Genomic DNA, 25,363 nt, shown 5'->3' on the forward strand with positions numbered 1-25,363 from the left:
AAAAGAAACGGTCACTTCCTGCGATCACGGCTGATGTAGATCGCGAGCAGGATGATTCCGCCCTTGATCACGTTCTGCACATATGGGTTCACGCCGATCATGTTCAGCCCGTTGTTCAACACGCCGAGTAGCAGTGCGCCGACTAACGTGCCGATGATCGAACCGCGGCCACCGGAGATCGATGTGCCGCCCATCACGACGGCTGCGATCGCGTCGAGTTCGAAGCCGACACCGGCATTCGGCTGGCCGCTCATCAGGCGTCCTGTCAGCACGATCGCAGCGAACGCCGATGTGAGACCGGCAATCGAGTAGACGAGTATCTTCACGCGCGCAACGCGCACGCCGGAGAGCCGGGTCGCCTGTTCGTTGCCGCCGATCGCATAGACATAGCGCCCGAATGGCATCCGTTCGAGCAGCAGCCATGCGAGTGCGTAGATGACGAGCATGATCAGCACCGGCGCCTGGATACCGAATACCTTGCCGTTGCCGAAGAAGCTGATCCAGTCGGGCAGTCCGTCGATCGGATAACCGCCCGTGTAGATCAGTGCGAGACCGCGTGCGATACCCATCGTCGCGAGTGTGACGATGATCGGCGGCATGCCGGCGAAGGCGACGAAGAAACCGTTCGCGACGCCGAAGCCAAGGCCAACTGCGATACCGACTGCGAGCGCGGCCACCGCGTTCATGCCGGCCACCATCAGGCCCGCGGCGAGCGTGCCGGACAGCGCCATCACCGAGCCAACCGACAGGTCGATACCGCCCGTCAGAATCACGCACGTCATGCCGACCGCGATGATCGCGTTGATCGACACCTGGCGCAGCACGTTCTCGAGATTCGCCGTCGACAGGAAACTGTCGCTCGCGAACACCATCGCGATGCACACGACGATGAGACCGATGAGCGGATAGAACAGCGTCGAGCGTTTCAGCGCGGCCCAGTTCGATCTGAGCGATGCGCTCTCAAGCACTGGCGATGCATTGGTGGTCTCGGGAGAAGAAGAGGGATTAGGCGTGTTCATGTGTTGCTCCACGGGTTCCAGCAGTCGCGTAAGTCATCACCGCGTTCGAATCGATTGCATCGCCTTCGAGCATCGCCTCGATGCGCCCCTGGCGAAACACGGCGACGCGATCGCACATGCCGACGATCTCCGGCAGTTCCGACGAAATCATGATGATCGAGTAGCCGCGACCGGCGAGTTCGCGCATCAGCAGGTAGATCTCCGCTTTCGCGCCGACGTCGATGCCGCGCGTCGGTTCATCGAAGATCAGGATGTTCGTGTGATGGTTGAGCCAGCGGGCGATCACCACCTTCTGCTGGTTACCGCCGGAAAGCGTCTCTACCTGGGTATGCATCGTCGGGGCTTTGACGCCGACGCGCTTCATGATGTCGGCGGTGGCGCGCATCTCGTGGCGTCCGTCGATAAAGAAACGCGCCGCGCGATACTTGCCGAAGTTGTTGATCGAGATGTTTTGCCTGATCGAGAAATCGATGATCAGCCCTTCGGTCTTGCGACTCTCGGGCAGCATGCCGACACCTGCGCGCAACGCGTCGGCGGGGTCCGACAGTTTCGCGGCGACACCGCGAATACGAACATCCTTCACGTGGGCCCTGTCCGCGCCGATCACGGCGAGCGCCGTCTCGGTCCGACCCGATCCCACCAGCCCCGCGAAACCGAGAATCTCGCCTTCGCGCAATGTGAAGCGATTCACCGGGCCGTCTTTGTGCAACTGCAACGCGTTCACCTCGAGCACCGCTGGCGTGTCGGCGTGCAGCACAGGCTTCGGTGGAAAGCTGCTTTCGATGCGCCGTCCAACCATCATCTCCACCAGACGCCCGACATCGGTATCGGCGACATCGGTCGTGCCGACATACTGGCCGTCGCGCAGCACGGTGATGCGATCGCAGACCTCGAAGATTTCTTCAAGGTGATGCGAGATGAAAATCATCGCGACGCCTTGCTGTTTCAGTTCGCGCATGATCGCGAACAGATGTTCCGCTTCGGCCGGCGTGAGCGTCGCGGTCGGTTCGTCAAGAATCAGAATGCGTGCGTCGAGCGACAGCGCCTTGCCGATCTCGACGAACTGTTGCTGGGCAACCGATAGTTCACGGATCGGCACCGCCAGGTCGATCGCAACGCCGAGCCGTGCGAAGATCGCAGCCGCGGAGCGACGCATCGCCGCGCGCTCGAGCAATCCCAACCGGTTGCGCCGCTCGCGGCCGAGAAACATGTTCTCCACGGCGTTCAGATACGGAATCAGGCTGAATTCCTGAAACACGATGCCGACGCCAGCCGCGACTGCTTCGTGATAGTTCGCGAAACGGCGCGGCTCGCCGTGGATCACGATGGCACCTTCGTCCGGTGCGTAGATGCCGCACAGGATCTTCATCAGCGTCGACTTGCCTGCGCCGTTTTCGCCGAGCAGCGCGTGAATCTCGCCGCGTGCGATCTCGAGATGAATATCCTGCAGCGCTTTCACGCCAGGAAAGCCCTTCGTGATGTGTTCGAGTCTCAGAACCGTATCCGTATCCATCTGCACTCCCTGTCCTTCATTGCCGCGCACGACACCGGTTGCGCGCGGCGTGTCCATCACCAGCTAAAGCCCTTCGCGTTGTCCTTGTCGATCAGTTTCACGTCGACCGGAATTGCCTTCGGCACATTGGCGCCCCACTTCTTGGCGAGCGCGATACCGATAGCGATGCGTACCTGGTCGCGCGGAAACTGTGCTGACGTTTCGATAAATTTCGAATTCGGCTTCTGGATTGCGGTGATCGCTTCCGGTGCGCCATCGACGCTCGTCAACTTGATGTCTTTGCCCGACGATTCAATCGCGGACAACGCGCCCATCGAGCCGCCATCGTTCACGCTGAATACACCCTTCAGGTTCGGATGCGCCTGGATCATGTTCTCGGTGACAGTCAGCGCGGTCGCACGCTCCTGCTTGCCGTTCTGCGTATCGACGATCTTCACGTTGGGAAATTTCGCGAGCGCCGCCTTGCAGCCGCGTACGCGTTCGAGAATCGGCACAACCGGAATGCCATCGAGAATCGCGACTTCTCCGCTGCTGCCGATCGCCTTCGCGAGGTACTCGCACGACATCTGCCCCGCATCGAAATTCTTCGAACCGACGAACGAATCGACCGGTCCGTTTGCGTTTGCATCGACGGCGACGACCACGACGCCCGCTTTCTTCGCCGCCGTCACCGCCGACTGGATGCCAGTCGAATCGGTGGGATTGACGAGCAGGATGTCGATCTTCTTCTGCAGCATGTCCTCGACGTCGCTCACCTGTTTGCTCACGTCGTGATGCGCATCGGTGATGACCACCGTTGCGCCGATCGTCGCCGCGGCTTCGTTCAGCGCCTGCTGCATCGTCACGAAGTACGGGTTGTTCAGTTCCTGGAAAGTCATGCCGATTTTCAGCGGCGCAGCCTGCGCTGCGGGCATCGCGGCGAGCGACAGGACGAATGCGGATGCGGCAAGGGCGAGCGCCGTGCGCACTTGCGCGAGCCGCGTTTTCCGCGGGGCGAACGTCGAGGTGGTCTGCGTCATGGTTGTCTCCATTATTGATGTGAGCACTGAGGTGGACACCGAGGTGAACACTGAGCGTGAGCACGTCCCTCGCGCTGATGGCAGCACGATGAGCTTTGAAACACGTAGCGATGCGCGTAATGCGCGGGAGGTTTGCGATGCGTTCCCGTCAGCCGCCGATCGGACCAACGAGTACGCACCCGATCAGGTTGGCGGCCAGGCCGACGGTGCAACGAGTGCGCGGCCCGGCGAGTGCCCTGCCGGCGCAGTGGCCGACACGATCGACGGCGCACCGTCGATACCCGCACCACGCGCGGCCGCATCTTCCGAAGCAACCCGGCTTGCGTCGTTCAGTTGCTGATAGCGGCGGAACTGCGATGGTGCCATCCCCTTCGCGGCGAGGAACTGCCGGTTGAAATTCGACAGATTGTTAAAGCCTGCCTTGAAGCAGATATCGGTGATGCTCAGTTCGTAATCCATCAACAACTGGCACGCGAGATTGATGCGCATCCGGTTCACGTACTGCACGAATGGCAACCCGGTGTGACGGCGGAAGTAACGCGAAAAAGCACTGACACTCTGGCCGGCAAGCTGCGCAAGATCGCCCTCGCGCAACTCACCCGACAGATTCTTGCCGATGTACGACAGCGCATGATTGATGCGCGTCGAGGCGAAGCTCGATGGGTCGACCTGATAGGCGGGACTTGCGAGCAGTTCGCGATCGGATGCGTCGAGCAGGCACTCGAGCATCGACATGAACAACACAATGCGGCGCAGCCCGCGAGCCTCGAGCAGTTCCATGAAGAGCGGCTGGATCAAGGCGCTGGTCTGCGGACCAAACGAGATGCCGCGCCGCGCATCCGCGAGGAGCGTCTTGAGCGAACGCCACTCCGGAAAACTCTCGCCGCAGTGCGTGACGAAGTCCTGACCGAACTGCACAACGAGGTTGCGTTGCGCAATGGTTTCGCCGGGCGGCACGTCGCTCACCCAGTTGTGCGGCAGGTTCGGGCCCATCAGCACGAGATTGCCTGGCACGAAGCTGCCAATATGGTCGCCGACGAAGATCTTGCCGGACGTCGCGACGATCAGATGGATTTCGAATTCCGGATGGAAGTGCCAGCGCACGGTGCGGTACGGATAACCATGGGACCACACCTTGAACGATTCATCGCGGCGCACGGCGACGAGTTCGAGATCGGGCTGCGTGCTGCCCTCAGGGCGACGGGCGCTTTTCATGCGACGCACCGCTGCGCACAGACTGCGCGTGCGCGACGCTGGCACACCAGTGTGCCCATAGCCGGATGCACGGTCGGCATTGCAATCGAATGACTCATCTCGTCTTCCTCCATGAAGCGACGCTGACAGCGTATGCCGGGTGAGGTGTTGCACCGGCGCACTGCACGTCGTCCGTTTCCAGCCTGTATAGCGAAAGTTAGACGCCGGACGCGTTTGGCACCACTGAAAATGACGCTCCAGACCAATACTTTTTTGCATTCGGGTTAATCCTGGCCTTGTAAGCGTCAAATTTTGTGCAACGCAGCAGCCGTGACGCGCTGCACCGACCAGTGGCAAGACGATTCAGGTCAATCGAGCCAGAAGGCCCGTCACGCCGCACTGCGCCAACGAAACCAGCACGTCCCATCTTGACTTTCAATAGCGCGAATACGATCATTCGTTCATATACGGAGCAAATGCTCAACATTCCACGTCGACTTTCGCACCGGCCTCACACACCCCATTAAAAGCGCACGCGAAGGCTGTGCGCCCAAGACAAGACTCTCAGGAGACGCACATGAACAGCGTGCAAGGCAGCGGCGCGACCGCAAACGTGATCCTGCATATCGGCGTGGGATCGTTTCACCGCGCCCATCAGGCCTGGTACCTTCATCGACTGAATGCCGCCCGGCAGGATGGCGAGCCGCACTGGTCGCTGTCGGTGGGCAACATCCGCGACGACATGCGCGCGGCACTCGACGCCCTGGCAGCACAGCACGGCGTCTACACGCTCGAAACCGTCACGCCGCATGGCGAGCGCGCCTACGAAACGATCCGTTCGATCGAGCGTGTGCTGCCGTGGTCCGCGAATCTCGATGCGCTGGTTGAAGCCGGCTCGGACCCCGCCTGCAAGATCGTGTCGTTCACCGTGACCGAAGGCGGCTATTACCTCGACGAGCACCATCGGCTCGATACGGCGAACCCCGATCTCGCCGCGGATCTCGCCGGCGCACGCACGACGATCTACGGTGCGCTTGCCGCGATTCTCGAAGCACGGATGCAGCGCAACGCGGGCCCGGTCACACTGCAGAGCAGCGACAACCTGCGCAGCAACGGCGAGCGTTTTCATGCGGGCATGAGCGAGTTTCTCGAACGACGCGGTGCGACTGCGTTGCGGCAATGGTTCGATGCGCACACCACCAGCCCGAACTCGATGGTCGATCGCATCACGCCCCGCCCCACCGACGACGTACGCGAACGCGTACGCGCCGCAACCGGTTTCGACGACGCCTGCCCGGTGATGGGTGAATCGTTTATCCAGTGGGTGATTGAAGATCGCTTCTGTGCGGGCCGCCCTGCATGGGAGCGGGTCGGTGCCGAGCTCGTCGAGTCGGTGCTGCCTTACGAGGAAGCAAAGATTCGCATTCTCAACGCGACCCATAGCTGCATCGCGTGGGCGGGTACGCTCGTCGGGCTCAACTACATTCACGAAGGCACACTCGATGCGGATATCCGTCAGTTTGCTTACGACTACGTCACGCAGGACGTGATTCCGTGCCTCACGCCGAGCCCGCTCGACCTCGCGCGCTACCGCGACGTGGTGCTCGATCGTTTCAGCAACCCCTATATTCAGGACACCAACCAGCGCGTCGCCGCCGATGGCTTCTCGAAGATCCCCGGCTTCATCGCACCGACGCTCGCCGAATGCTTCGCGCGCGGCGCCGTGCCGGCCGCGACGGCCGTGCTGCCGGCGTTGTTCTTCCGCTTTCTCGATCGCTGGCAGCGCGGCGTGCTGCCTTATGCGTATCAGGATGGCGTGATGGACGAACGCGTCGCACGCAGTTTCTTCGCCAGCGACGACCCGCTGCACGCGTTTTGCGCGGACCGTCTGCTGTGGGGCAGCATGGCTGGAAGTGCCGCGCTGGAAGCCGCCGTGCGTGCAGCACTCGTGCGCGTCGATGCATGGATCGCGGCACGCGGTACGCATATCTGAGCTGCACCGACCTGCACGATTCGCATAACCCGCTCGCCGCACGCATGCGTTGCGGCAAATCCAGGTCTCATGCCGATAGCGCCATGGGCCAGGTGCGGCTAAAGTAGTGCGTCCCCAACGATGATCCTTCCGCGCCCATGTATCTCGGCATCGACCTCGGCACGTCCGAAGTAAAAGTTCTGCTGCTCGCGTCCGACGGCAAGGTGATCGGCACCGCCGGTTCTCCGTTCACGGTCTCACGGCCACACCAGCGCTGGTCCGAACAGAATCCCACCGACTGGTGGAGCGGCACGCGCACTGCGCTGTCCGCGTTGCGCCAGCGCTATCCCGACGAGTTCGCCCAGGTGCTTGGCATCGGCCTGTCCGGCCAGATGCACGGCGCCGTGCTGCTCGATGCAGAAGACCGCGTATTGCGCCCGGCCATCCTGTGGAACGACATGCGCAGCGTCGACGAATGCGCACAGCTCACCGAGCGCGCACCGGACCTGCATCGCATCGCCGGCAATCTCGCGATGCCTGGCTTCACCGCACCGAAGCTGCTGTGGGTCGCACGGCACGAACCGGAGATCTTCCGGCGCACGACCTGCGTGTTGCTGCCGAAGGACTACCTGCGGTTGATGCTGACGGGTGGCAAGGTGTCCGATCCATCCGATGCCGCGGGCACCATGTGGCTCGATGTCGCGAAGCGCGACTGGTCCGACGAGCTGCTCGCGGCCTGCGACATGCGGCGCTCGCAGATGCCGGCGCTTGCCGAAGGCAGCGCACCGTCGGGCACGCTGCGCGCAGAACTCGCACGCGAACTGGGTCTGCCCGCAGGCGTCGTGGTCGCAGCCGGTGGCGGCGATAACGCGACGAGCGCGGTTGGCATCGGCGCCACACAGCCCGGCGATGGTTTTGTCTCGCTCGGCACATCAGGCGTGCTGTGCGTGGTCGGCGACCGGTTCCTGCCCAATCCGGCCTCTGCGGTGCACGCCTACTGCCACGCCATTCCGGATCGCTGGCAACAGATGAGCGTCGTGCTGTCGGCAGCGAGTTGCCTGCGCTGGGTCTGCAAGCTCACCTCCACCGACGAACCCACGCTGCTCGGCGAAATCGCGGCGCTCGCACCGGACGCGCTGACCACCGCCCCGCTGTTCCTGCCGTACCTGTCAGGCGAACGCACACCGCATAACGACCCGTACGCGCAAGGCGTGTTCTTCGGCATGACCCACGCAACTGATCGCGCGCTGCTCGGCTACGCAGCCATCGAAGGCGTGACGCTCGCACTGACCGACGGCCTCGATGCCCTGCGCGCAGCGGGCACCGAGGTGAGCGCGCTATCGCTGCTCGGCGGCGGCGCGCGCAGCGATTACTGGGCGCAGCTTCTCGCCGATGCGCTCGGCACGCATACCCGCAAGCACGGCGGTGGCGAAACCGGCGCGGCGCTCGGGGCAGCACGGCTCGGCTGGCTCGCAGCGGGTGGTAACCCCGCCGAAGTGCTGACCAAGCCACCGGTCGAAAGCGAGTTCACGCCCGACATGCAACGGCATGCGACGCTGCGTGAGCGGCTCGACGGCTTCCGGGCGCTGTACCGGCATGTGAGGCCACTGTTCGACCCATCACGCGAACGGCTCGCGTAGCGGTTTCCCGCGGGTCAACCATGGCCCCGCATTGCGACACGCACAGCCGGCACGAAGCATACCGGCTGCCATCCCAGGCGCACAGCACGCGCAAGACAGACGGAATCCATCGTGCCCAAGTCCAGCGAAAAACTCGATCTTGCAACCCGCGCGGCGTGGCTCTATTACGTCGCCGGCAACACGCAGAACGAGATTGCCGAAAAGCTCCAGGTGTCGCGTCCCGTTGCACAACGACTCGTCGCGTTCGCCGTCGAGAAGAACCTGATCCGCGTTCGCGTCGATCACCAGATCGCCGACTGCCTCACGCTCGCAGACCAGTTGTCAAAACGCTACGGGCTCGCGATGTGCGAGATCGTGCCAATCGACGGTGACACCCACGAGGAAGTCGATCGCAAGCTCGCGGTAGCCGGCGCGCAGGTGATGGAGCGCTACCTCACCGAAGAGCGGCCGATGGTCATCGCCCTGAGCAGCGGCCGTACCCTGAAAGCCGCCGTCGATCAGATCGCGCAGCTGGAACGCCCACAGCACCGGCTCGTATCGATGGTCGGCGCGATCGCACAGGACGGTTCGTCGAACCGCTATGACGTCGCGCTGCACATCTCCGAGAAAACCGGTGGCAAGCATTTTCTGCTGCCCGCACCGTTGATCGCCGACAACGAAGCCGAACGCGCGCAGTGGTGCAACCACCGGCTCTACCGGATCGTGCAATCGCTGTCGGGGGAAGCGGATGTGGCGTTCGTCGGCATCGGCGACATCGGACCGAACTGCCCGCTCTACGAAGACGGCTTTCTGACGGTCGACGAGGTGCGCGAACTGATGCGGCTCGGTGCGATCGCTGAAATGCTCGGCCTGCCGATCGATGCCAACGGTGCGCGGATCCAGTCGCCGACCGGCCGGCGCGTGACTAGCATCCGGCTGGATTCGCCGCCGAAACGCCCGACGATCGGCATCGCTGGCGGCACGCGCAAACGGCATGCGGTGATTGCCGCGTTGAAGGGTGGCTGGTTGTCGGGGCTCGTCACCGATGAACTATGTGCACGCGCTGCGCTTGAGGCATGACTGCGACAGTGACGGTGACGATGCGGTAATACCGGTGCCGTAAACGAGGAGCGCCGCACGCAGGGTTGCTCTGCGTGCGGCGCTCCTCGTTAAGTTACACGCCTCGGTCGCTCAGGCCGCGAGCACCTCGACGATCTTCCGTTCGAACGCAATGCCCGTGCTGTCGAATAGATGGCAATGCTGAGGCGTAGCACCGAGCTTCTGCATCTCGCCCCTCGTGTGCCGGTCGAGCGGCGGAATCCGTGCAATCAGGCCGTCCGGCGCCACACCACATTCCGAGTACAGGTAAGCCGCATCACCGAGCGATTCGATCGCCATCGTGCGCGCCGACACGCCGTATTCCGCTTCACCGACATGCAGATGCTCGGGCCGGATACCGACCGTCACCTTGTCACCTTCTTTCGCGTTGCCCGGCACGACCGCGACACGCTGCGTCTCGCCGGTTTCGTAGCGCACCACAACGCCGTCATGCGACACCGACTGCACGACGCCTTCCATGAAGTTCATCTTCGGCGAACCGATAAAACCCGCGACAAAGCGGTTAGCCGGTGCGTGATAAAGACGCGTCGGGCTGCCGACCTGCTCGACATTCCCCGCCGACAGCACCACGATCTTGTCGGCCAGCGTCATCGCTTCGACCTGATCGTGCGTCACGTAGATCATCGTCGTCTTCAGCTCGTCATGCAGACGCGCGAACTCGAGACGCATCTTCACACGCAGCGCCGCATCGAGATTCGACAGCGGCTCGTCGAACAGGAACACCTTCGGCTTGCGCGTGATCGCGCGGCCAATCGCCACGCGCTGACGCTGCCCGCCCGACAGCTGCTTCGGCTTGCGGTCGAGCAGATGGTCGATATGCAGGATCTTCGCGGCATTACGTACAGCGGCGTCGATCTCGGGCTTCTTCGTACCCGCGAGCTTCAGGCCGAACGCCATGTTGTCGTACAGCGTCATGTGCGGATAGAGCGCATACGACTGGAACACCATCGCGATGCCGCGCTTCGCAGGCGGCACGTCGTTCATGCGCGTTCCATCGATGTTCAGGTCGCCGCCGCTGATATCTTCGAGGCCGGCGATCATCCGCATCAGCGTCGATTTTCCGCAACCGCTCGGACCGACGAAGACGACGAACTCACCGTCCGCGATGTCGAGATTGATGTCGCGCATCACTTCGTTGTCGTCGTAGCGCTTGCTGATACCGCGCAGAGTCAGGCTTGCCATGATGTGTCTCCGTTGTCGACCTGAGTGAGCGCTTGAGCGCTTACTTGGGTCGCATGTAGAACTGTGTTGCCAGTGCTATCCATTTCAATGAGAACCGACGGTCATGCGTTGCACCCAGCTCGCCGCGAGTGCGGGCAAGAGCTGCATGTCGTCGAATACGTGTTGCGCGCCCGCGGCACGCAGCGCGTCGATCTGCGCCGCACTCGCGTGCCCACCGCCGATAAATCCAAGTACCGTCATACCTGCTGCGCTCGCCGCCGTAGTGCCCGTGACGCTGTCTTCGACTGCGAGACAGTTCTCCGGTGTCGTGCCGAGGCCGCGTGCCGCCGCGAGATAAACGTCGGGGGCGGGCTTCGGCTTCTCCACCGTATCGGCGCAGAACACGCGCTCGCCGAAAAATCGCGCGAGACCGGTGCGCGTCAACACGTTCTCCACATACGACCGGTAGCTGTTGCTCGCGCAGGCTTTCGTCAGTTCGATCTGCGACAGCGCTTCTTCGATGCCTGTCACCATCGGGGCCTGCATCGCCGCCGCTTCCACCGCGCGGCGAATCGCTTCTACATCGGCGGCGGCAAGCGTCTTGTTGAGCTGCGTCGCCGTGCCTTCGAGTACGCGTTCGATGCGCAAGCCGAGCATCGGCAGCAGCACCGGTTCGACGTCCGCATCGGGCCAGCGCGCTTCGAGTTCGCGCACCAGCATCGCCGCAGCAACCGCTTCGCTGTCGACCAGCACGCCGTCGCAATCGCAGATCAGGGCGAGGCTCGACGCTGTCACGACATGGCTCATTATTTGACCGCCCCGAATGTGAGACCGCGCACCAGTTGCTTCTGCGACAACCAGCCGACGATCAGGATCGGTGCGACCGCCAGCAGCGATGCCGCCGATAGCTTCGCCCAGAACAATCCCTCAGGGCTCGAATACGAGGCGATGAAGACCGTGAGCGGTGCCGCGTTCGAACTCGACAGGTTGATGCTCCAGAACGCTTCGTTCCACGACAGGATGACGAGCAGCAGTCCCGTCGATGCGAGACCGGGCAGTGCCATCGGCATCAGCAGGTAGATGATTTCCTGCCAAGTCGCGGCGCCGTCGATACGACCGGCTTCAAGAATGTCCTTCGGAATTTCGTTGAAGTACGTGAAGGCCATCCAGACTGCGATCGGCAGATTGATCAGCGTGTAGACGATCACGAGGCCCCACACCGTATCGAGCAGGCCGGCGTTCTTCCACAGCAGATAGATCGGCACCAGCACGCCGACCGACGGCATCATCTTCGTGGACAGCATCCACAGCAGGACCTTTTGCGTGCGGCGGGTCGGAAAGAACGCCATCGCATACGCGGCCGGCACAGCCAGAATCAGACAGAGCAGCGTGACGCCGACCGAGATCAGCACGGAATTCCACGCGAACGAGAAGTAGTTGCTGCGTGCAAACACCTCGCGGAAGCTATCCAGCGTCGGGGTGAAGAACAGCGACGACGAGTACGCCTGCTGCTCGGTCTTGAACGCCGTGATCGTCATCCAGAAGATCGGGAAGAACAGCAACAGCGAGATCAGCCACGCAAGGATGCCAGGGATGCTGCGCCGGACGATAGCGAGCGGTGAAGCGGAGCGCGGCTTTGATGGCGTCGACGTGGTCGCCTTGCTCGATGCAGGGGTAGCGGCAAGCTGGCTCATTTTTCGTACTCCCCTTTCAGGTTCTTCGACAGCATGCGCACGAGGAAGAACGACACGACATTTGCCAGCACCACAGCCAGTATCCCGCCCGCGGATGCGAGGCCCACGTCGAACTGCTGCAACCCGAGCGAGTAGATCAGGTACGACAGGTTGGTCGTCGCGGTGCCCGGACCCCCGCCCGTTGTCGTGTAGATCTCGGCGAAGATCGATAGCAGGAAAATCGTTTCCATCATGACGACCACGGCGATCGCGCGCTTCAGGTGCGGCAGCGTGATGAAGAAGAACATCGCAAACGGACCCGCGCCGTCGATGCGCGCCGCTTCCTTCTGTTCCTGGTCGAGCGACTGAATCGCCGTGAACAGGATCAGGAACGCGAACGGTAGCCACTGCCACGCAACGATGATGATCACGGCGGTGAGCGGATACTGCGCGAACCAGTCGATTGGCGTCAGTCCGAGCGCGCGCATGCCGTCGGCGACGAGGCCGTACACCGGATGCAGGATCATGTTCTTCCAGATCAGCGCGCTAACCGTCGGCATCACGAAGAATGGCGCAATGGCCAGCAGCCGCGCGATGCCCTGACCGTAGAACTTGCGATCGAACAGTACCGACATCAGGATGCCGCCCACCACCGTGATGACGAGCACCGCGACGATCAGTTCGAGCGTGTGCACGATCGACGGAATGAACGAGGGATCGGTGGCGAGGTAATGGTAGTTGTCGAGACCGGCAAAGCCTTTCTCGTCGGGATTCAGCAGGTTGTAGCGCGTGAACGAATACCAGATCGTCATCGCGAGCGGAATCGCCATCCACAGCACCAGCGCGGCGACGGATGGAGAGACCAGCCAGCGGGCAGAAGATGCCTTCGGCGAGCTACGTTCCGGTTCGGTTTTGGGGCGGACTTGCATGAGAGGAAGGTGTTGATGACGCATGATCGTGACCACCTTTTGGCAATGCGCGAGCCGGCGGCAGACGTCGGCTCGCTGTGCTGCCTGGCCGTGACGCTGACCAGACCCTGGCTGGCTCGCGCCGGCCAGGGGACTTACGCTACCGCGAGGTCGTGCGGGACAGCGTTACTGCGGGTTATTTCCGCGTTACTTCTGATAGCCAGCCTGGCGTACCGCGCGGTTCGCCGTGGCATTGCCTGCTTCGAGCGCCTGATCGACCGTCATCTGACCAGCAAGCGCGCCAGCGATGCTCTGGCCAACCACCGTGCCGAACGACTGGAACTCCGGAATACCGACGAACTGCACGCCGGTGTACGGAACCGGTTTTGCAGTCGGATGCTCCGGATCCGCTGTTTCGATTGCCTTCAGCACGAAATCGGAGAACGGTGCAGCCTGCTTGTATTCCGGGCGCGCGTAGGTGGACAGACGCGTACCCGACGGCACCGATGCCCAGCCTTCGTCCTTGCCGACCATCTCGACGTACTGCTTCGACGTTGCCCACGTGATGAACTTCTTCGCTGCGTCCTGTGCCTTCGACGACTTCGGAATCGCGAGCGCCCACGTCCACAACCAGTGCGAACCGTTCGGCGTGACAGCCGTCGGCGCAGCGGCAAAACCGATCTTGTCGGCGACCTGCGACTGCTGCTTGTTGTACAGCATACCCGCGGCCACGGTCGCATCGATCCACATCGCGCACTTGCCCGACGACATCAGCGTCAGGTTTTCGTTGAAGCCATTCGAGCTTGCTCCGGGCGGGCCATTCTTCTTCAGCAGATCGACGTAGAAGCCGACCGCTTTCTTCCATTCCGGTGACGTGAGCTGGGCCTGCCATTTTTCGTCGAACCAGCGGCCGCCAAACGTGTTCACCACCGTCGTCACATAAGCCATGTTTTCACCCCAGCCGGCCTTGCCGCGCAGGCAGATGCCATAGGTGCCATTGGCCTTGTCGGTGAGCTTGTCGGCGAACTGCGCGATCTGGTCATAGGTGGGCTGGTCGGGCATCTTCAGGCCCTTCGCCGCGAACAGATCCTTGCGGTAGTACGTCATCGAGCTTTCGACGTAGAACGGCAGCCCGTACAACTGACCGTTCACCGACAGACCGTCGCGCGCCGTCTTCACGACGTCGTTCAGATCGTAATCGGCGGGCAGGCCGGTGAGCGGCGACAGCCAGCCGCGTTTGCCCCACTGCGGTGTTTCGTATGCGCCGATCATCACGACGTCGAACTGGCCGCTGTTAGTGGTGATGTCGGTGGTCGCGCGCTGACGCAGCACGTTCTCTTCGAGAATCACCCAGTTCAGCTTGATGTCGGGGTTGGCTTTCTCGAAGGCAGGCGAAAGCTTCTTCAACTCGATCATGTCGGGGTTGTTCAACATCGCGATCGTCACGGTCGCGGCCGATGCGCCCAGTGCCGCGCACGCCAGTGCGCCGGCGGTGATCGCCTTGAGCGCAAATCGGTGAGTTCGTTGCATTGCGTGTCTCCTTTATCGTTTAGTAACTGGCTGCGTTGCTGCGTGGTGTGGTGCGGGGAAATTCAGCTCATCCAGTTGCCGCCGTCGACGTTCAAGGTCTGCGCGGTGATGTAGTCGGCATCGGCGGAAGCGAGAAACAGTGCGGCACCCGTGAGGTCGTCGGGCACGCCCATACGACCGAGCGGCACCGCTTCACCGACCAGCCGTTTCTTCTCACCGGGCTGGCGGTTTTCATAGCGCGCAAACAGCGCATCGACCTGATCCCACATCGGCGTATCGACGACACCCGGCGCAATACCGTTGACGTTGATCCGGTGCGGCGCCAGTGCCAGCGCCGCCGATTGCGTATAGCTGAGAACTGCGGCCTTGGTTGCGCAGTAGTGCGAGACGAGCGCTTCGCCACGCCGGCCAGCCTGCGACGACATGTTGATGATCTTGCCGCCGTGCCCCTGCTCGACCATCTGCCGCGCCACTGCCTGCATCAGGAAGAACATGCCCTTCACATTGACGGCAAACAGCGTATCGAAGATGTCCCAGGATTCGTCGAGTAGCGGCCGCATGTCGAACAGCGCCGCATTGTTGAACAGAATATCGACCTGACCAAACTGCTTGATTGCACCAGCGACGATGCGCTCGATATCGTCGCGACGCGTGACGTCGGCGGAACGTGTCAGCACGCGATCGCCATGAGCATCCTGCAAGCGCTGTGCGAACGCATCGGCCGGCTTCAGATCGACCAGAACGCAGCGCGCGCCTTCATCCAGATAGCGCTGCGCGACCGCTTCGCCGATACCGCTCGCCGCGCCGGTCAGGATCGCCACCTTGTCTTGCAGTCGTGCCGCCACCGCCTGTCTCCAGTTTCATCCGCTCGCTTTCGCTCAGCTTCATTCACCCTGCGAAGAAGTGAGCGAACGCTCGTCGTGCGAACAATTGCTCTACATGTGGTCGAATGATCGGATACGAGTCGGATCGTGTCAAGACGCGCTGCAAGATTTCGATGGTGCAGCGCGTCAGTGACCAGGTGGGAAGAAAAGTGGCTTCGAATACGGTTGCGCGGGCAATCGCCATTCATCATTGATACGTTATATCATTCGAGTCCCACGTCGATTCGACTGACTTCTGGAATGCATGACATGGCCGCCCCCTCCGCCGACCGACTCGCCGCCCAGCTCGCCAAGGCCGATGCCGTGGCGGCCCGGCACGGTCTCGCGCTGACTCCGCTGCGGCGCCAGGTCTATGCGCTGGTCGCCGCCAGCGAGCGGCCGGTTGGCGCATACGATCTGCTCGACGCACTCGCGCCGCAGCGCGGCCGCGTGCCGCCCACTACGGTTTACCGTGCGCTCGACTTTCTCGTCGCGCATGGTTTCGTCCACCGGATCGAATCAAAGAACGCCTTCTTTGCCTGCTGCGAGATCGACCATCCGCATCAGGGCCAGTTTCTGATCTGCGAGGCGTGCGGCGAAACCGTCGAGATTCCCGGCCACGAACTCGCCGAACAGCTGTCGCACAGCGCACCGGCCAACGGCTTCGAGGTGCATCGCCAGGTTGTTGAGCTCAGTGGCCTGTGCGCGGCCTGTCAGGCACAGCGATCGTCGGGGGATGCATCGCGTGAGGCTCAGCGGCGATGAGCGTGCCGCTTCGTAGCGCTTTCGCACATCGCCCGCGGCGTCGTCTATCGCACCCCTTACTTCACCCTTTCGCAACACGAACCAGGAAAAACCAATGAAGAACCTCAACTCGAAATGGAGCCGCGCGCTGGGCCTGTCGAAGTATCTGGCGACCGGCGCCGCCGCGTTCGCGTTTGCCCATGCCGCGTTCGCCCAGGACGCAAAGATCCGTGTCGTAGCGGCCGAGAATTTCTATGGCGATGTCGTGCATCAGCTCGGCGGCGATCGTGTCGACGTGAGCAGCATCCTGAGCAACCCGGATCAGGACCCGCATCTGTTCGAAGCGAGTCCGAAAACCGCGCGGGAATTGCAGCAGGCGAGCCTTGTCGTCTATAACGGCGCCGATTACGATCCGTGGATGGCGAAACTGCTGAACGCATCGAAGAACGCAAAGCGCACGACGATCGTCGCAGCCGATCTGGTCGGCAAGAAGAGCGGCGACAATCCGCATCTGTGGTACGACCCGGCGACGATGCCCGCGGTCGCCCGTGCCGTGAGCGCGGCGCTCGCGTCTGCTGACCCGGCGCACAAAGCGGCGTACGATGCGAACCTCGCGAAGTTTCTCGATTCGCTGAAGCCGATCACCGACAAGGTCGCCGCATTGCGCGCCCGTTACACCGGGCTGCCGGTCACCGCGACAGAACCGGTATTCGGCTATATGTCGGACGCCATCGGCCTCGATATGCGCAACCAGCGCTTCCAACTGGCCGCGATGAACGACACCGAAGCGAGCGCATCGGATATCGCGGCATTCGAGCGCGACCTGCGCGAAAAACGCGTCCGCGTCCTGATCTATAACAGCCAGGCAACCGAAGCCCTGACCAAACGTATGTTGAAACTGGCCCAGCAATCGCATGTTCCGACGGTTAGCGTCACCGAGACGGAGCCGGCCGGCCACACGTTCCAGCAATGGATGCTGGCGCAGCTCGACGCGCTCGATACGGCGCTCGCCACGGGAGCCACGGGCGCTGCAGGCAAAGGAAAGACTCAATGATTGACCCAGGCCGCACGCCGTCCACCCCCACCACACCCGTCCTCGCACTCGAAGGCGTCACGCTCGAACTCGGCGGCCGTACGATTCTGGCCAACACGAGTTTCACCGTGAATCAGGGCGAGTTCATCGGTGTGCTTGGACCGAACGGTGCGGGCAAGACCACCTTGATGCGTGCGGTGCTCGGTCTCGTGCCGGCTGCGAACGGTGCGATCCGCGTGCTCGGCCGGCCGGTCGAGCGCGGCAATCCGTCGATCGGCTACATGCCGCAGACACGCAGTGCACTCGCGGGCCGCCGTGTGCGCGGCCGCGATTTCGTCGCGATGGCCGCCGACGGTCATCGCTGGGGTCTGCCGCATGCCGATGCGAAAACCCGCGCCGATGTCGAGCGCGTACTGGACCTGGTCGATGGCCGCGCGCTCGCGGCACGACCGCTCTCCGAACTGTCGGGCGGCGAACGGCAACGTCTGCTGCTTGCACAGTGCCTGTTAGGCAACCCGCAACTGCTACTGCTCGACGAACCGCTGATCAGCCTCGATCCGCACCATCAGAAAGGCGTCGTCGAACTCGTGCGGCGCGTGCAGCAGGAACTCGGCATCGCGGTGCTGTTCTCCGCACACGAACTCAATCCGCTGCTGCATGCGCTCGATCGCGTGCTGTATCTCGGCAGCGGTGTGGCGGCGCTCGGTACTGTCGATGAAGTCATCACGAAACCGGTGCTGTCGCGGCTCTACGGCTCGACGATCGACGTGATGCGTGTGAACGGCCGCATCTTTGTGATGTCGGGCGACGTCGAAGTCGAGAAACACGATCACGCTCACGAAGAAGACGGTCACGATCACGGCGGCGGCGGTGCGCATACGCATGGCGCACACGGTCACGCCCACCCTCACGCGCCTCGCGACGGACACGCACACGATGTTTGAATACGATTTCATGATCAACGCATTCGCGGCGTCGGGGATCGTCGCGGTGCTGGCCGGTATCGTTGGCTATTTTCTGGTGATGCGCGGGCAGACGTTCGCTGGTCACGCGCTGTCGCACGTCGGCTTCACCGGCGCGACCGGCGCGGTGCTGATCGGTATTTCGCCGATCTGGGGGATGGTCGGTTTCACGCTCGCCGCCGGCATCGGCATGGGCGCGCTCGGCGAACGGCTCGCGGGCCGCGACGTGGCGATCGGCGTGATCCTGTCGCTGTCGCTCGGTTTCGGTTTGCTGTTCCTGCACTTCTTCACGGCCTACGCCACGCAGGTCACCGCGCTGCTGTTCGGTAACGTGCTCGGCGTCAATGCGTCCACACTCGCGATCCTCGCCGGGCTTGCCGTGGTGAGCCTGTTCGCGCTCGCAGCGATCATGCGGCCGTTGCTGTTCGCCTCGCTGCAACCGGAACTCGCAGAAGCCAAAGGCGTGTCGCTGCGGCTCATGTCGATGCTGTTTCTCGCGATCACCGCCATCGCAGTCGCTGCATGCACGCAGATCGTCGGTGTGCTGCTTGTGTTCACGCTGATGGTCGGACCGGCCGCCGCCGCGCAGAACCTCACGACGCGGTTGTCCGCCGGTCTCGTGGTTGCCGCGCTGCTTGCGCTCGCGCAGGCCTGGCTCGGCCTGACGCTCGCGTACTACACGGACTGGCCGACAAGCTTCTGGATCACCGCACTCGCGGCGTTGTTCTACGGCGCAAGTTTGCTCGGACGACGCACAGCGTAGTCCGGGTCGCGACGATGCTCGTGCTCACACTCACGCAAGCAATACGCTCGCGTGATGTGCAAGGTGATCTTCGATAAACGTCGAGATGAAGTAATAACCGTGGTCGTAGCCGTCGTGACGACGTAGCGTCAATGGCTGCCCGGCCTCGCGGCATGCCGCCTCGAACACGTCGGGATTAAGCTGCTCCGCGAGAAACTGGTCCGCAAGCCCCTGATCGATCAGGATGCCCTGCGCAAACCGCTGCGAAGCACGCGCTACCAGTTCGCTCGCGTCGTACTGTTTCCACGCTTCGCGATCGTCGCCGAGATAGCCGACAAACGCCTTCTCGCCCCACGGGCAACGCGATGGCGCGGCGATCGGTGCGAACGCCGACACCGATCGATAGATCTCCGGGTTACGCAGCGCCAGCATCAGCGCACCGTGACCGCCCATCGAATGCCCGAAGATCCCGAGCCGCGTTCCATCGACAGGCAGATTCGCCAGCACCGTCTCGCGCAACTCGTCGCGCACGTACGAGTACATCCGGTAGTGCTTCGACCAGGGCTCGCGAGTTGCATCGACATAAAAACCCGCGCCGACACCGAAATCCCACGCGTCGCTTTCACCCGGCACACCCGCACCACGCGGGCTCGTATCGGGCGTGATCAACGCGATGCCGTGCTGCGCGGCAAAGCGCTGCGCACCGGCCTTGATCGGAAAGGTTTCTTCCGTGCAGGTTAAACCGGCCAGATAGAAAAGCGCGGGCACGCGTCCGTGTGCAGCCTGCGGCGGCAGGTAGGCCGCGAAGCGCATCGGCAGGCCGATGGTCTGCGATTCGTGGCGAAAGAAGCGCTGCACACCACCGTAGCACGCATGCGAAGCAAGAGTCTCGAGCATGGCTGCGCGCCCCTTAATACAGCACGACCGAGCGGATCGATTCACCCTTCTTCATCAGATCGAAGCCCTCGTTGATGCGCTCGAGCGGCAGACGGTGCGTGATCAGGTCATCGATATTGATCTTGCCTTCCATGTACCAGTCGACGATCTTCGGCACATCGGTACGACCGCGTGCGCCGCCGAACGCCGAACCCTTCCACTGACGCCCGGTAACCAGCTGGAACGGCCGCGTGCTAATCTCCTCGCCCGCCGCGGCGACGCCGATGATGAACGACTGCCCCCAGCCCTTGTGCGTACATTCGAGCGCTTGTCTCATCACCTTCGTGTTGCCGATACATTCGAACGAGTAGTCGGCGCCGCCGTCGGTGAGCTGCACGATGTGATCGACGACGTTCTCGACTTCGTTCGGGTTGATGAAGTGCGTCATGCCGAATTTCTTCGCGAGTTCGATACGCCCAGGGTTCAGATCGACACCGATGATCTTGTCGGCGCCCACCATCTTCGCGCCCTGGATCACATTGAGCCCGATCCCACCGAGCCCGAACACGACCACGTTCGCACCCGCCTCGACCTTCGCTGAATAAACGACTGCACCCACACCGGTCGTCACGCCGCAACCGATATAGCAGATCTTGTCGAACGGCGCGTCCTCGCGCACCTTCGCAACGGCGATCTCCGGCACGACGATGTAGTTCGAGAACGTCGAGGTCCCCATGTAGTGAAACAGCGGTTTGCCATCGAGCGAGAAACGCGAACTAGCATCGGGCATCAGGCCGCGGCCTTGCGTCGAGCGGATCGCCTGGCACAGGTTCGTCTTGCGCGACAGGCAGAACTTGCACTGGCGGCATTCGGGCGTGTAGAGCGGGATCACGTGATCGCCCTTCTTCAGCGTGCCGACGCCCGCGCCGACGTCGACCACGATGCCGGCGCCTTCATGGCCGAGGATAGCCGGGAAGATACCTTCCGGGTCCGCGCCCGACAGCGTGTAGTAATCGGTATGGCAGATGCCGGTCGCCTTCACCTCGATCAGCACCTCGCCCGCACGCGGCCCTTCGAGATCGACTTCCTCGATCGTCAACGGTGCGCCGGCTTTCCATGCGATAGCTGCTTTTGTCTTCATCGTGAAGCTCCTGTGTCTGTTGATTCGAAATCCGCTTGCGCGCTGCGCGGGCCGGACTGCGGGTCGCGTCATGATCGCAAAAAATTGCGTATGCCGCGTTGACACGCCCGTCATCGCGTTAACTGCAAGCGACATCGGCACGCTTGCTGCGATGGCGCATTGCCCCCCGAGGGCTTTCGACAATAGAGGCACCAAAGATCGGCCGCGATTTCATACCTGAAGCATAGTCGGTTGATCGCACGCGCCGCAGTAATGTAACCTGCCTCTCCGTTGCACCCTCCTCGCCTTGCTCACGCTGATTGCCGAACGTCGATGACCGATTCCACCCGTTTGCCGCCGACGTATCTGGTCACTCCGGAACCACTAGCCGGAGAGTCGTTAGCAGACTTCGTCGCGCATCTGGAGCGCACGCTGGAAGCAGGCATCCGCCTCGTACAGCTACGCGCCAAAACGCTCGCAGCGCCACAGTATGCCGAACTGGCCAGGCTCACACTGGCGCGTTGCCGCAGCCACGATGCGCGCCTGCTGTTGAACGCACCGGTCGATGTCGTGCAGGCTGTGCAGGCCGACGGCATCCACCTCACCAGCACTCGCCTGATGGCGTGCACCGCGAGGCCCTTGCCTTCCGGGCTGCTGGTTTCAGCGGCATGCCACGACGAGCGCCAGGTGCAGCATGCGAACCAGATCGGCGCGGATCTGCTGACCATTTCGCCGGTCTTGCCGACTGCAACTCACACCACAGCGGAGCCACTCGGCTGGCCGCGCTTTCGCGAACTCGTCGCACTAACGACGATCCCCGTCTTTGCGCTGGGCGGCATGAGCACCGATACCCTGGCCGACGCCCGCAGCGCAGGCGCCCATGGAATCGCAGCGATTCGTGCGCTGTGGCAAACAGGGAACATCGCCGGGTAACGCAATTTAAGGCCAGTCGAGGGTTAACCCCGCCAGCTTCGCCGCCGCGCCAAAACCGCACTATTCGTCCCGCGGAATACCGTTCATAGGCCTTCACGCATATCCCCGCGCATCACCCCATGCGGCGCCTCATCGTGACTCGCCGCCGAGCGGGGCTCACAGCGCCTGTCGGCCAGACACGCACGCCGGCGCGCCCGAAAAACACTTATTCGCATATCGCCGCCGCGAAGTCCGGAATAGGCCCCACTGGTCTTGTTGTACCTTTTCGTCCCGCATACCTTGGAGTCCATCCTGAAAAATCAGAGGCGGAGACAGACAAGATGCAATCGACCCAGGTTCATCCATGCGACGAACGACTGCCCGCCGGGCAGTTGTTGACGCTCGGCATCCAGCACGTGCTCGTGATGTACGCGGGCGCGGTGGCGGTCCCACTGATCATCGGTAGCGCGCTCAAGCTGCCTAAAGATCAGGTCGCGTTTCTGATCAGCGCCGATCTGTTTGCGTGCGGTATCGCGACGTTGATCCAGACGCTTGGGCTGTGGATTTTCGGCATCCGTCTCCCAGTGATCATGGGCTGCACGTTCGCTGCGGTCGGCCCGATGGTCGCGATCGGCACTAACCCCAGCCTCGGCATACTCGATATCTTCGGTTCGACGATCGCCGCCGGCATCGTCGGCATCGTGCTCGCGCCAGCGATCGGCAAGCTGTTGCGATTCTTTCCACCGGTCGTGGTCGGCGTCGTGATCTCGGTGATCGGACTCTCGTTGATGGAAGTCGGCATCAACTGGGCCGCGGGCGGTGTCGGCAATCCCGACTATGGCAACCCGGTGTACCTCGGTCTGTCGCTGGTCGTGTTGATGCTGATCCTGCTGATCAACAAGTTCGGCCGCGGCTTCATCGCGAATATTTCGGTGCTGCTCGGCATCGTCGCGGGCTTTGTGATCGCGCTGCTGCTCGGCCGCGTCAACATGGACGGCATAACGAGCGCGCCATGGGTCGGCTTCGTCATGCCGTTTCACTTCGGCATGCCGCACTTCGATCCGCTGTCGATCGCAACGATGGTCACCGTGATGTTCGTCACCTTCATCGAATCGACCGGCATGTTTCTCGCGGTCGGCGACATGGTGGATCGGCCCGTCGACCAGAAGACGCTCGTGCGCGGACTGCGTGTCGATGGGCTCGGCACACTGATCGGCGGCATCTTCAATTCGTTCCCGCATACGTCGTTCTCGCAGAACGTCGGCTTGATCGGCGTGACCGGCGTGAAGAGCCGCTTCGTCTGCGCGATGGGCGGCGTGCTGCTGGTGCTGCTGGGCCTGTTCCCGAAGATGGCTCAGGTGGTCGCGTCGGTGCCCGCATTCGTGCTGGGCGGCGCGGGCATCGTGATGTTCGGGATGGTTGCCGCGAACGGCATCAAGGTGTTGTCGAAGGTCGATTTCGTGAAGAACCACCACAACCTCTTCATCGTCGCGGTGAGTATCGGGCTCGGTCTCGTACCGGTCGTGTCGCCGCATTTCTTCGCACGGCTGCCGCCTGCGCTGTCGCCGCTGCTGCATAGCGGGATTTTGCTGGCGTCGGTGTCGGCGGTGTTGCTGAATCTGATCTTCAACGGTGTGAAGGGTGAGCGCGCCGCGCAACGCGATATCCGGCGAGCGGGCCATGATTTCGACGGGCGCGGTGCAAACAGTCCGTCGCCCGCAGGGGATGATCTGCTGCGCGCCGCCGATCTTCACTGACGCTTCGTTCACTACGGTGAATAAAAAAGCCACGGCATGCCGTGGCTTTTTGCTTCGTACGGATCTCCTCGTACGACGTGTACTGCGCGTATGTTTATCCCGCCGACGGCGCCGATGCAGCCGACGGCACTGCCACAGGCACACGCTCCGCGCTGTAGTCGACCGGCGCATCGGCCGGACGCGGCTGTTCGCCGGCCCGTTCGATCCACCCGCCACCCAGCGCCTTGTACAGATCGACGAGATTCGTCAACCGGTTCACACGGGCATTAACGAGCGACTGTTGCGCGCTGTACAGATTGGTCTGCGCGGTCAGCACCGACAGGTAGCTGTCCACACCGTTCGTGTAGCGCAGGTTCGACAGATCGAGTGCGCGCTGTTCGGCAAACGTGTTGCGCTCGAGCGCCTGGATCTGCTGATCGTAGGTACCGCGCGCAGCCAGACCATCGGCCACTTCGCGGAACGCCGTCTGGATCGCCTTTTCGTACTGCGCGATCTGGATGTTCTTCTGCACGGTCGCAAGGTCGAGGTTCGCCTTGTTCACACCGCCCTGGAAGATCGGCAGCGAGATCTGCGGCGCAAACTGCCACGCTGCGCTACCCGCCTTGAAGAGACCACCCAGCGTCGGGCTCAGCGTGCCGAAGTTGCCCGTCAGCGAGATCTTCGGGAAGAACGCGGCACGTGCCGCTCCGATGTTCGCGTTGGCGGCCAGCAGACTCTCTTCGGCCTGCATGATGTCCGGGCGCCGCGTCAGCAGGTCGGACGGCAAGCCGGCCGGGATATCGGTGATCAGCGCCTGGTCGTTCAGCGGCAACCCGAGCGCCAGATCGGTAGGCAACGGCTCGCCGATCAGCAGCACCAGCGCGTTTTCGGCTTGTGCCCGCAGACGCGCCTGCGCCTGCTGGTTCGCTTCTGCCGTTTCGACCACGGTCTGCGCCTGACGCAGATCGAGTTCGGAACCCGTGCCGGTATCGAACTGCACCTTCGCGATCCGGTACGACTCCTGCGAACTCTTCAACGTGTTCTGCGTGACCTGCAGCAGATCGTCGGCGCCGAGCACCTGCAGATACTGATCGGCCACTTGCGCCACCAGCGCGATCTCTGCCGCCTTGCGCGCCTGCGCCGTCGACAGATACTGCGCGAGCGCCTGGTCCTTCAGGCTCTGGATACGCCCGAAGAAGTCGAGCTCCCACGAAGCGTTCAGGCCAACCGAGTACTGGTTCGTGATGTTCTGTCCACCGGCCGCCAGATCGGTCGGCGTGCGCGTCTTGGTCTGATGCGCGTCCGCACTGATCGAAGGCAACAACGCCCCGCGCTGGATCTGATACTGCGCGCGTGCTGCCTGGATATTCAGCACCGACACGCGCAGGTCGCGGTTGTTCTTCAGCGCGATGCCGATCAGCCGCTGCAGCCGCGCATCGGCGAAGAAATCGCGCCAGCCGATGTCGGTCGCCGCCTGGCCGTTCGCGCTAGTCGCGCCAGCCGCTGCCGCCGGCTGCGTCGCGTACACGCCGCCCGTCGGGAAGCTCCCCGACACGGGCTCAGTCGGGCGCTGGTAATGCGGCGCCATCGTGCAGCCGGCGGCAAACAGCGCGACCGCGATGGCAATTAACGAATGTTTTTGCATCTC

The 25,363-nt window shown here is 62.7% G+C and carries 22 protein-coding genes; 9 read left to right on the forward strand and 13 right to left on the reverse strand.

Annotation, left to right across the window (positions count from 1 at the left end):
- Positions 1 to 11: 11 nt before the first annotated feature.
- The 4 genes from BWP39_RS06530 to BWP39_RS06545 form a co-directional block, all read right to left on the reverse strand.
- Complete coding sequence (locus BWP39_RS06530) at positions 12 to 1,019, reverse strand: ABC transporter permease (protein WP_096718613.1); 1,008 nt, start codon at positions 1,017 to 1,019, stop codon at positions 12 to 14.
- Complete coding sequence (locus BWP39_RS06535) at positions 1,006 to 2,532, reverse strand: sugar ABC transporter ATP-binding protein (protein ID WP_096718615.1); 1,527 nt, start codon at positions 2,530 to 2,532, stop codon at positions 1,006 to 1,008. The genes BWP39_RS06530 and BWP39_RS06535 overlap by 14 nt, the downstream gene beginning before the upstream one ends.
- A 56-nt stretch (positions 2,533 to 2,588) precedes the next feature.
- Entirely contained in the window at positions 2,589 to 3,551 is a 963-nt protein-coding gene (locus tag BWP39_RS06540) for a substrate-binding domain-containing protein (protein WP_407944772.1), read from the reverse strand.
- A 183-nt stretch (positions 3,552 to 3,734) separates the two neighbouring features.
- Positions 3,735 to 4,766, reverse strand: coding sequence for an AraC family transcriptional regulator (locus BWP39_RS06545; RefSeq protein ID WP_096718617.1), 1,032 nt, complete (start codon positions 4,764 to 4,766; stop codon positions 3,735 to 3,737).
- A gap of 556 nt (positions 4,767 to 5,322) precedes the next feature.
- Between BWP39_RS06545 and dalD the strand changes: the two genes are divergently transcribed.
- The 3 genes from dalD (at position 5,323) to BWP39_RS06560 (ending at position 9,416) form a co-directional block, all read left to right on the forward strand.
- The gene (gene dalD / locus BWP39_RS06550) at positions 5,323 to 6,738 is read left to right on the forward strand and encodes a D-arabinitol 4-dehydrogenase (protein ID WP_096717952.1); all 1,416 of its coding nucleotides are present in this window, start codon (positions 5,323 to 5,325) and stop codon (positions 6,736 to 6,738) included.
- A gap of 137 nt (positions 6,739 to 6,875) precedes the next feature.
- The gene (gene xylB / locus BWP39_RS06555; protein WP_096717954.1) at positions 6,876 to 8,357 is read left to right on the forward strand and encodes a xylulokinase; all 1,482 of its coding nucleotides are present in this window, start codon (positions 6,876 to 6,878) and stop codon (positions 8,355 to 8,357) included.
- A gap of 111 nt (positions 8,358 to 8,468) precedes the next feature.
- Positions 8,469 to 9,416 carry a sugar-binding transcriptional regulator gene (locus tag BWP39_RS06560; protein WP_096717956.1) on the forward strand — a complete coding sequence of 316 codons (948 nt, stop codon included), beginning with the start codon at positions 8,469 to 8,471 and terminating at the stop codon, positions 9,414 to 9,416.
- A 111-nt stretch (positions 9,417 to 9,527) separates the two neighbouring features.
- Here the strand turns inward: BWP39_RS06560 and BWP39_RS06565 are convergent, their stop codons facing one another.
- From BWP39_RS06565 to BWP39_RS06590, 6 genes are all read right to left on the reverse strand, one after another.
- Complete coding sequence (locus BWP39_RS06565; protein WP_096717958.1) at positions 9,528 to 10,637, reverse strand: ABC transporter ATP-binding protein; 1,110 nt, start codon at positions 10,635 to 10,637, stop codon at positions 9,528 to 9,530.
- Positions 10,638 to 10,721: 84 nt separating this feature from the next.
- Positions 10,722 to 11,411, reverse strand: a complete 690-nt coding sequence (locus tag BWP39_RS06570) for an HAD family hydrolase (RefSeq protein WP_207556618.1) — start codon at positions 11,409 to 11,411, stop codon at positions 10,722 to 10,724.
- Positions 11,412 to 11,422: 11 nt separating this feature from the next.
- Positions 11,423 to 12,310, reverse strand: a complete 888-nt coding sequence (locus tag BWP39_RS06575; protein ID WP_096717962.1) for a carbohydrate ABC transporter permease — start codon at positions 12,308 to 12,310, stop codon at positions 11,423 to 11,425.
- Complete coding sequence (locus BWP39_RS06580; protein WP_096717964.1) at positions 12,307 to 13,242, reverse strand: carbohydrate ABC transporter permease; 936 nt, start codon at positions 13,240 to 13,242, stop codon at positions 12,307 to 12,309. The genes BWP39_RS06575 and BWP39_RS06580 overlap by 4 nt, the downstream gene beginning before the upstream one ends.
- Positions 13,243 to 13,404: 162 nt before the next feature.
- Entirely contained in the window at positions 13,405 to 14,727 is a 1,323-nt protein-coding gene (locus tag BWP39_RS06585) for an ABC transporter substrate-binding protein (RefSeq protein WP_096717966.1), read from the reverse strand.
- Between the two features lie 62 nt (positions 14,728 to 14,789).
- On the reverse strand, positions 14,790 to 15,572 hold the full coding sequence (locus BWP39_RS06590; protein ID WP_096717968.1) for an L-iditol 2-dehydrogenase: 783 nt from the start codon (positions 15,570 to 15,572) through the stop codon (positions 14,790 to 14,792).
- Between the two features lie 288 nt (positions 15,573 to 15,860).
- Between BWP39_RS06590 and BWP39_RS06595 the strand changes: the two genes are divergently transcribed.
- From BWP39_RS06595 to BWP39_RS06610, 4 genes are all read left to right on the forward strand, one after another.
- Entirely contained in the window at positions 15,861 to 16,355 is a 495-nt protein-coding gene (locus BWP39_RS06595; RefSeq protein WP_096717970.1) for a Fur family transcriptional regulator, read from the forward strand.
- 94 nt (positions 16,356 to 16,449) lie between these two features.
- Entirely contained in the window at positions 16,450 to 17,388 is a 939-nt protein-coding gene (locus BWP39_RS06600) for a metal ABC transporter solute-binding protein (protein ID WP_096717972.1), read from the forward strand.
- A complete protein-coding gene (locus BWP39_RS06605) occupies positions 17,385 to 18,311 on the forward strand; it encodes an ABC transporter ATP-binding protein (protein ID WP_096717974.1) in 927 nt (308 codons plus the stop codon). The genes BWP39_RS06600 and BWP39_RS06605 overlap by 4 nt, the downstream gene beginning before the upstream one ends.
- Entirely contained in the window at positions 18,304 to 19,092 is a 789-nt protein-coding gene (locus tag BWP39_RS06610; protein WP_096718619.1) for a metal ABC transporter permease, read from the forward strand. The genes BWP39_RS06605 and BWP39_RS06610 overlap by 8 nt, the downstream gene beginning before the upstream one ends.
- Positions 19,093 to 19,122: 30 nt before the next feature.
- On the opposite strand, the gene fghA is transcribed toward BWP39_RS06610, so the two are convergent.
- The gene (gene fghA / locus BWP39_RS06615) at positions 19,123 to 19,968 is read right to left on the reverse strand and encodes an S-formylglutathione hydrolase (protein WP_096717976.1); all 846 of its coding nucleotides are present in this window, start codon (positions 19,966 to 19,968) and stop codon (positions 19,123 to 19,125) included.
- 13 nt (positions 19,969 to 19,981) lie between these two features.
- A complete protein-coding gene (locus BWP39_RS06620) occupies positions 19,982 to 21,088 on the reverse strand; it encodes an S-(hydroxymethyl)glutathione dehydrogenase/class III alcohol dehydrogenase (protein WP_096717978.1) in 1,107 nt (368 codons plus the stop codon).
- A 312-nt stretch (positions 21,089 to 21,400) separates the two neighbouring features.
- On the opposite strand from BWP39_RS06620, the gene BWP39_RS06625 reads away from it, so the two are divergent.
- The gene (locus BWP39_RS06625) at positions 21,401 to 22,000 is read left to right on the forward strand and encodes a thiamine phosphate synthase (RefSeq protein ID WP_096717980.1); all 600 of its coding nucleotides are present in this window, start codon (positions 21,401 to 21,403) and stop codon (positions 21,998 to 22,000) included.
- Positions 22,001 to 22,320: 320 nt separating this feature from the next.
- The gene (locus BWP39_RS06630) at positions 22,321 to 23,736 is read left to right on the forward strand and encodes a nucleobase:cation symporter-2 family protein (protein ID WP_096717982.1); all 1,416 of its coding nucleotides are present in this window, start codon (positions 22,321 to 22,323) and stop codon (positions 23,734 to 23,736) included.
- Positions 23,737 to 23,830: 94 nt separating this feature from the next.
- Here BWP39_RS06630 and BWP39_RS06635 read toward each other — a convergent pair whose 3' ends face one another.
- On the reverse strand, positions 23,831 to 25,360 hold the full coding sequence (locus BWP39_RS06635) for an efflux transporter outer membrane subunit (RefSeq protein WP_096717984.1): 1,530 nt from the start codon (positions 25,358 to 25,360) through the stop codon (positions 23,831 to 23,833).
- Positions 25,361 to 25,363 lie beyond the last annotated feature (3 nt).

The organism is Paraburkholderia acidicola (assembly GCF_002362315.1).
GTDB lineage: Bacteria > Pseudomonadota > Gammaproteobacteria > Burkholderiales > Burkholderiaceae > Paraburkholderia > Paraburkholderia acidicola.

What these genes read in the sequence shown, in the direction of transcription:
- BWP39_RS06575 (WP_096717962.1), bottom strand. Translation starts at nt 12,310, where the DNA reads ATGAGCCAGCTTGCCGCTACCCCTGCATCGAGCAAGGCGACCACGTCG.
- BWP39_RS06545 (WP_096718617.1), bottom strand. Translation starts at nt 4,766, where the DNA reads ATGAAAAGCGCCCGTCGCCCTGAGGGCAGCACGCAGCCCGATCTCGAA.
- dalD (WP_096717952.1), top strand. Translation starts at nt 5,323, where the DNA reads ATGAACAGCGTGCAAGGCAGCGGCGCGACCGCAAACGTGATCCTGCAT.
- BWP39_RS06605 (WP_096717974.1), top strand. Translation starts at nt 17,385, where the DNA reads ATGATTGACCCAGGCCGCACGCCGTCCACCCCCACCACACCCGTCCTC.
- BWP39_RS06565 (WP_096717958.1), bottom strand. Translation starts at nt 10,637, where the DNA reads ATGGCAAGCCTGACTCTGCGCGGTATCAGCAAGCGCTACGACGACAAC.
- BWP39_RS06630 (WP_096717982.1), top strand. Translation starts at nt 22,321, where the DNA reads ATGCAATCGACCCAGGTTCATCCATGCGACGAACGACTGCCCGCCGGG.
- BWP39_RS06540 (WP_407944772.1), bottom strand. Translation starts at nt 3,551, where the DNA reads ATGACGCAGACCACCTCGACGTTCGCCCCGCGGAAAACGCGGCTCGCG.
- BWP39_RS06535 (WP_096718615.1), bottom strand. Translation starts at nt 2,532, where the DNA reads ATGGATACGGATACGGTTCTGAGACTCGAACACATCACGAAGGGCTTT.
- BWP39_RS06600 (WP_096717972.1), top strand. Translation starts at nt 16,450, where the DNA reads ATGAAGAACCTCAACTCGAAATGGAGCCGCGCGCTGGGCCTGTCGAAG.
- BWP39_RS06580 (WP_096717964.1), bottom strand. Translation starts at nt 13,242, where the DNA reads ATGCGTCATCAACACCTTCCTCTCATGCAAGTCCGCCCCAAAACCGAA.
- BWP39_RS06610 (WP_096718619.1), top strand. Translation starts at nt 18,304, where the DNA reads ATGTTTGAATACGATTTCATGATCAACGCATTCGCGGCGTCGGGGATC.
- fghA (WP_096717976.1), bottom strand. Translation starts at nt 19,968, where the DNA reads ATGCTCGAGACTCTTGCTTCGCATGCGTGCTACGGTGGTGTGCAGCGC.
- BWP39_RS06530 (WP_096718613.1), bottom strand. Translation starts at nt 1,019, where the DNA reads ATGAACACGCCTAATCCCTCTTCTTCTCCCGAGACCACCAATGCATCG.
- BWP39_RS06620 (WP_096717978.1), bottom strand. Translation starts at nt 21,088, where the DNA reads ATGAAGACAAAAGCAGCTATCGCATGGAAAGCCGGCGCACCGTTGACG.
- xylB (WP_096717954.1), top strand. Translation starts at nt 6,876, where the DNA reads ATGTATCTCGGCATCGACCTCGGCACGTCCGAAGTAAAAGTTCTGCTG.
- BWP39_RS06625 (WP_096717980.1), top strand. Translation starts at nt 21,401, where the DNA reads ATGACCGATTCCACCCGTTTGCCGCCGACGTATCTGGTCACTCCGGAA.
- BWP39_RS06595 (WP_096717970.1), top strand. Translation starts at nt 15,861, where the DNA reads ATGGCCGCCCCCTCCGCCGACCGACTCGCCGCCCAGCTCGCCAAGGCC.
- BWP39_RS06635 (WP_096717984.1), bottom strand. Translation starts at nt 25,360, where the DNA reads ATGCAAAAACATTCGTTAATTGCCATCGCGGTCGCGCTGTTTGCCGCC.
- BWP39_RS06585 (WP_096717966.1), bottom strand. Translation starts at nt 14,727, where the DNA reads ATGCAACGAACTCACCGATTTGCGCTCAAGGCGATCACCGCCGGCGCA.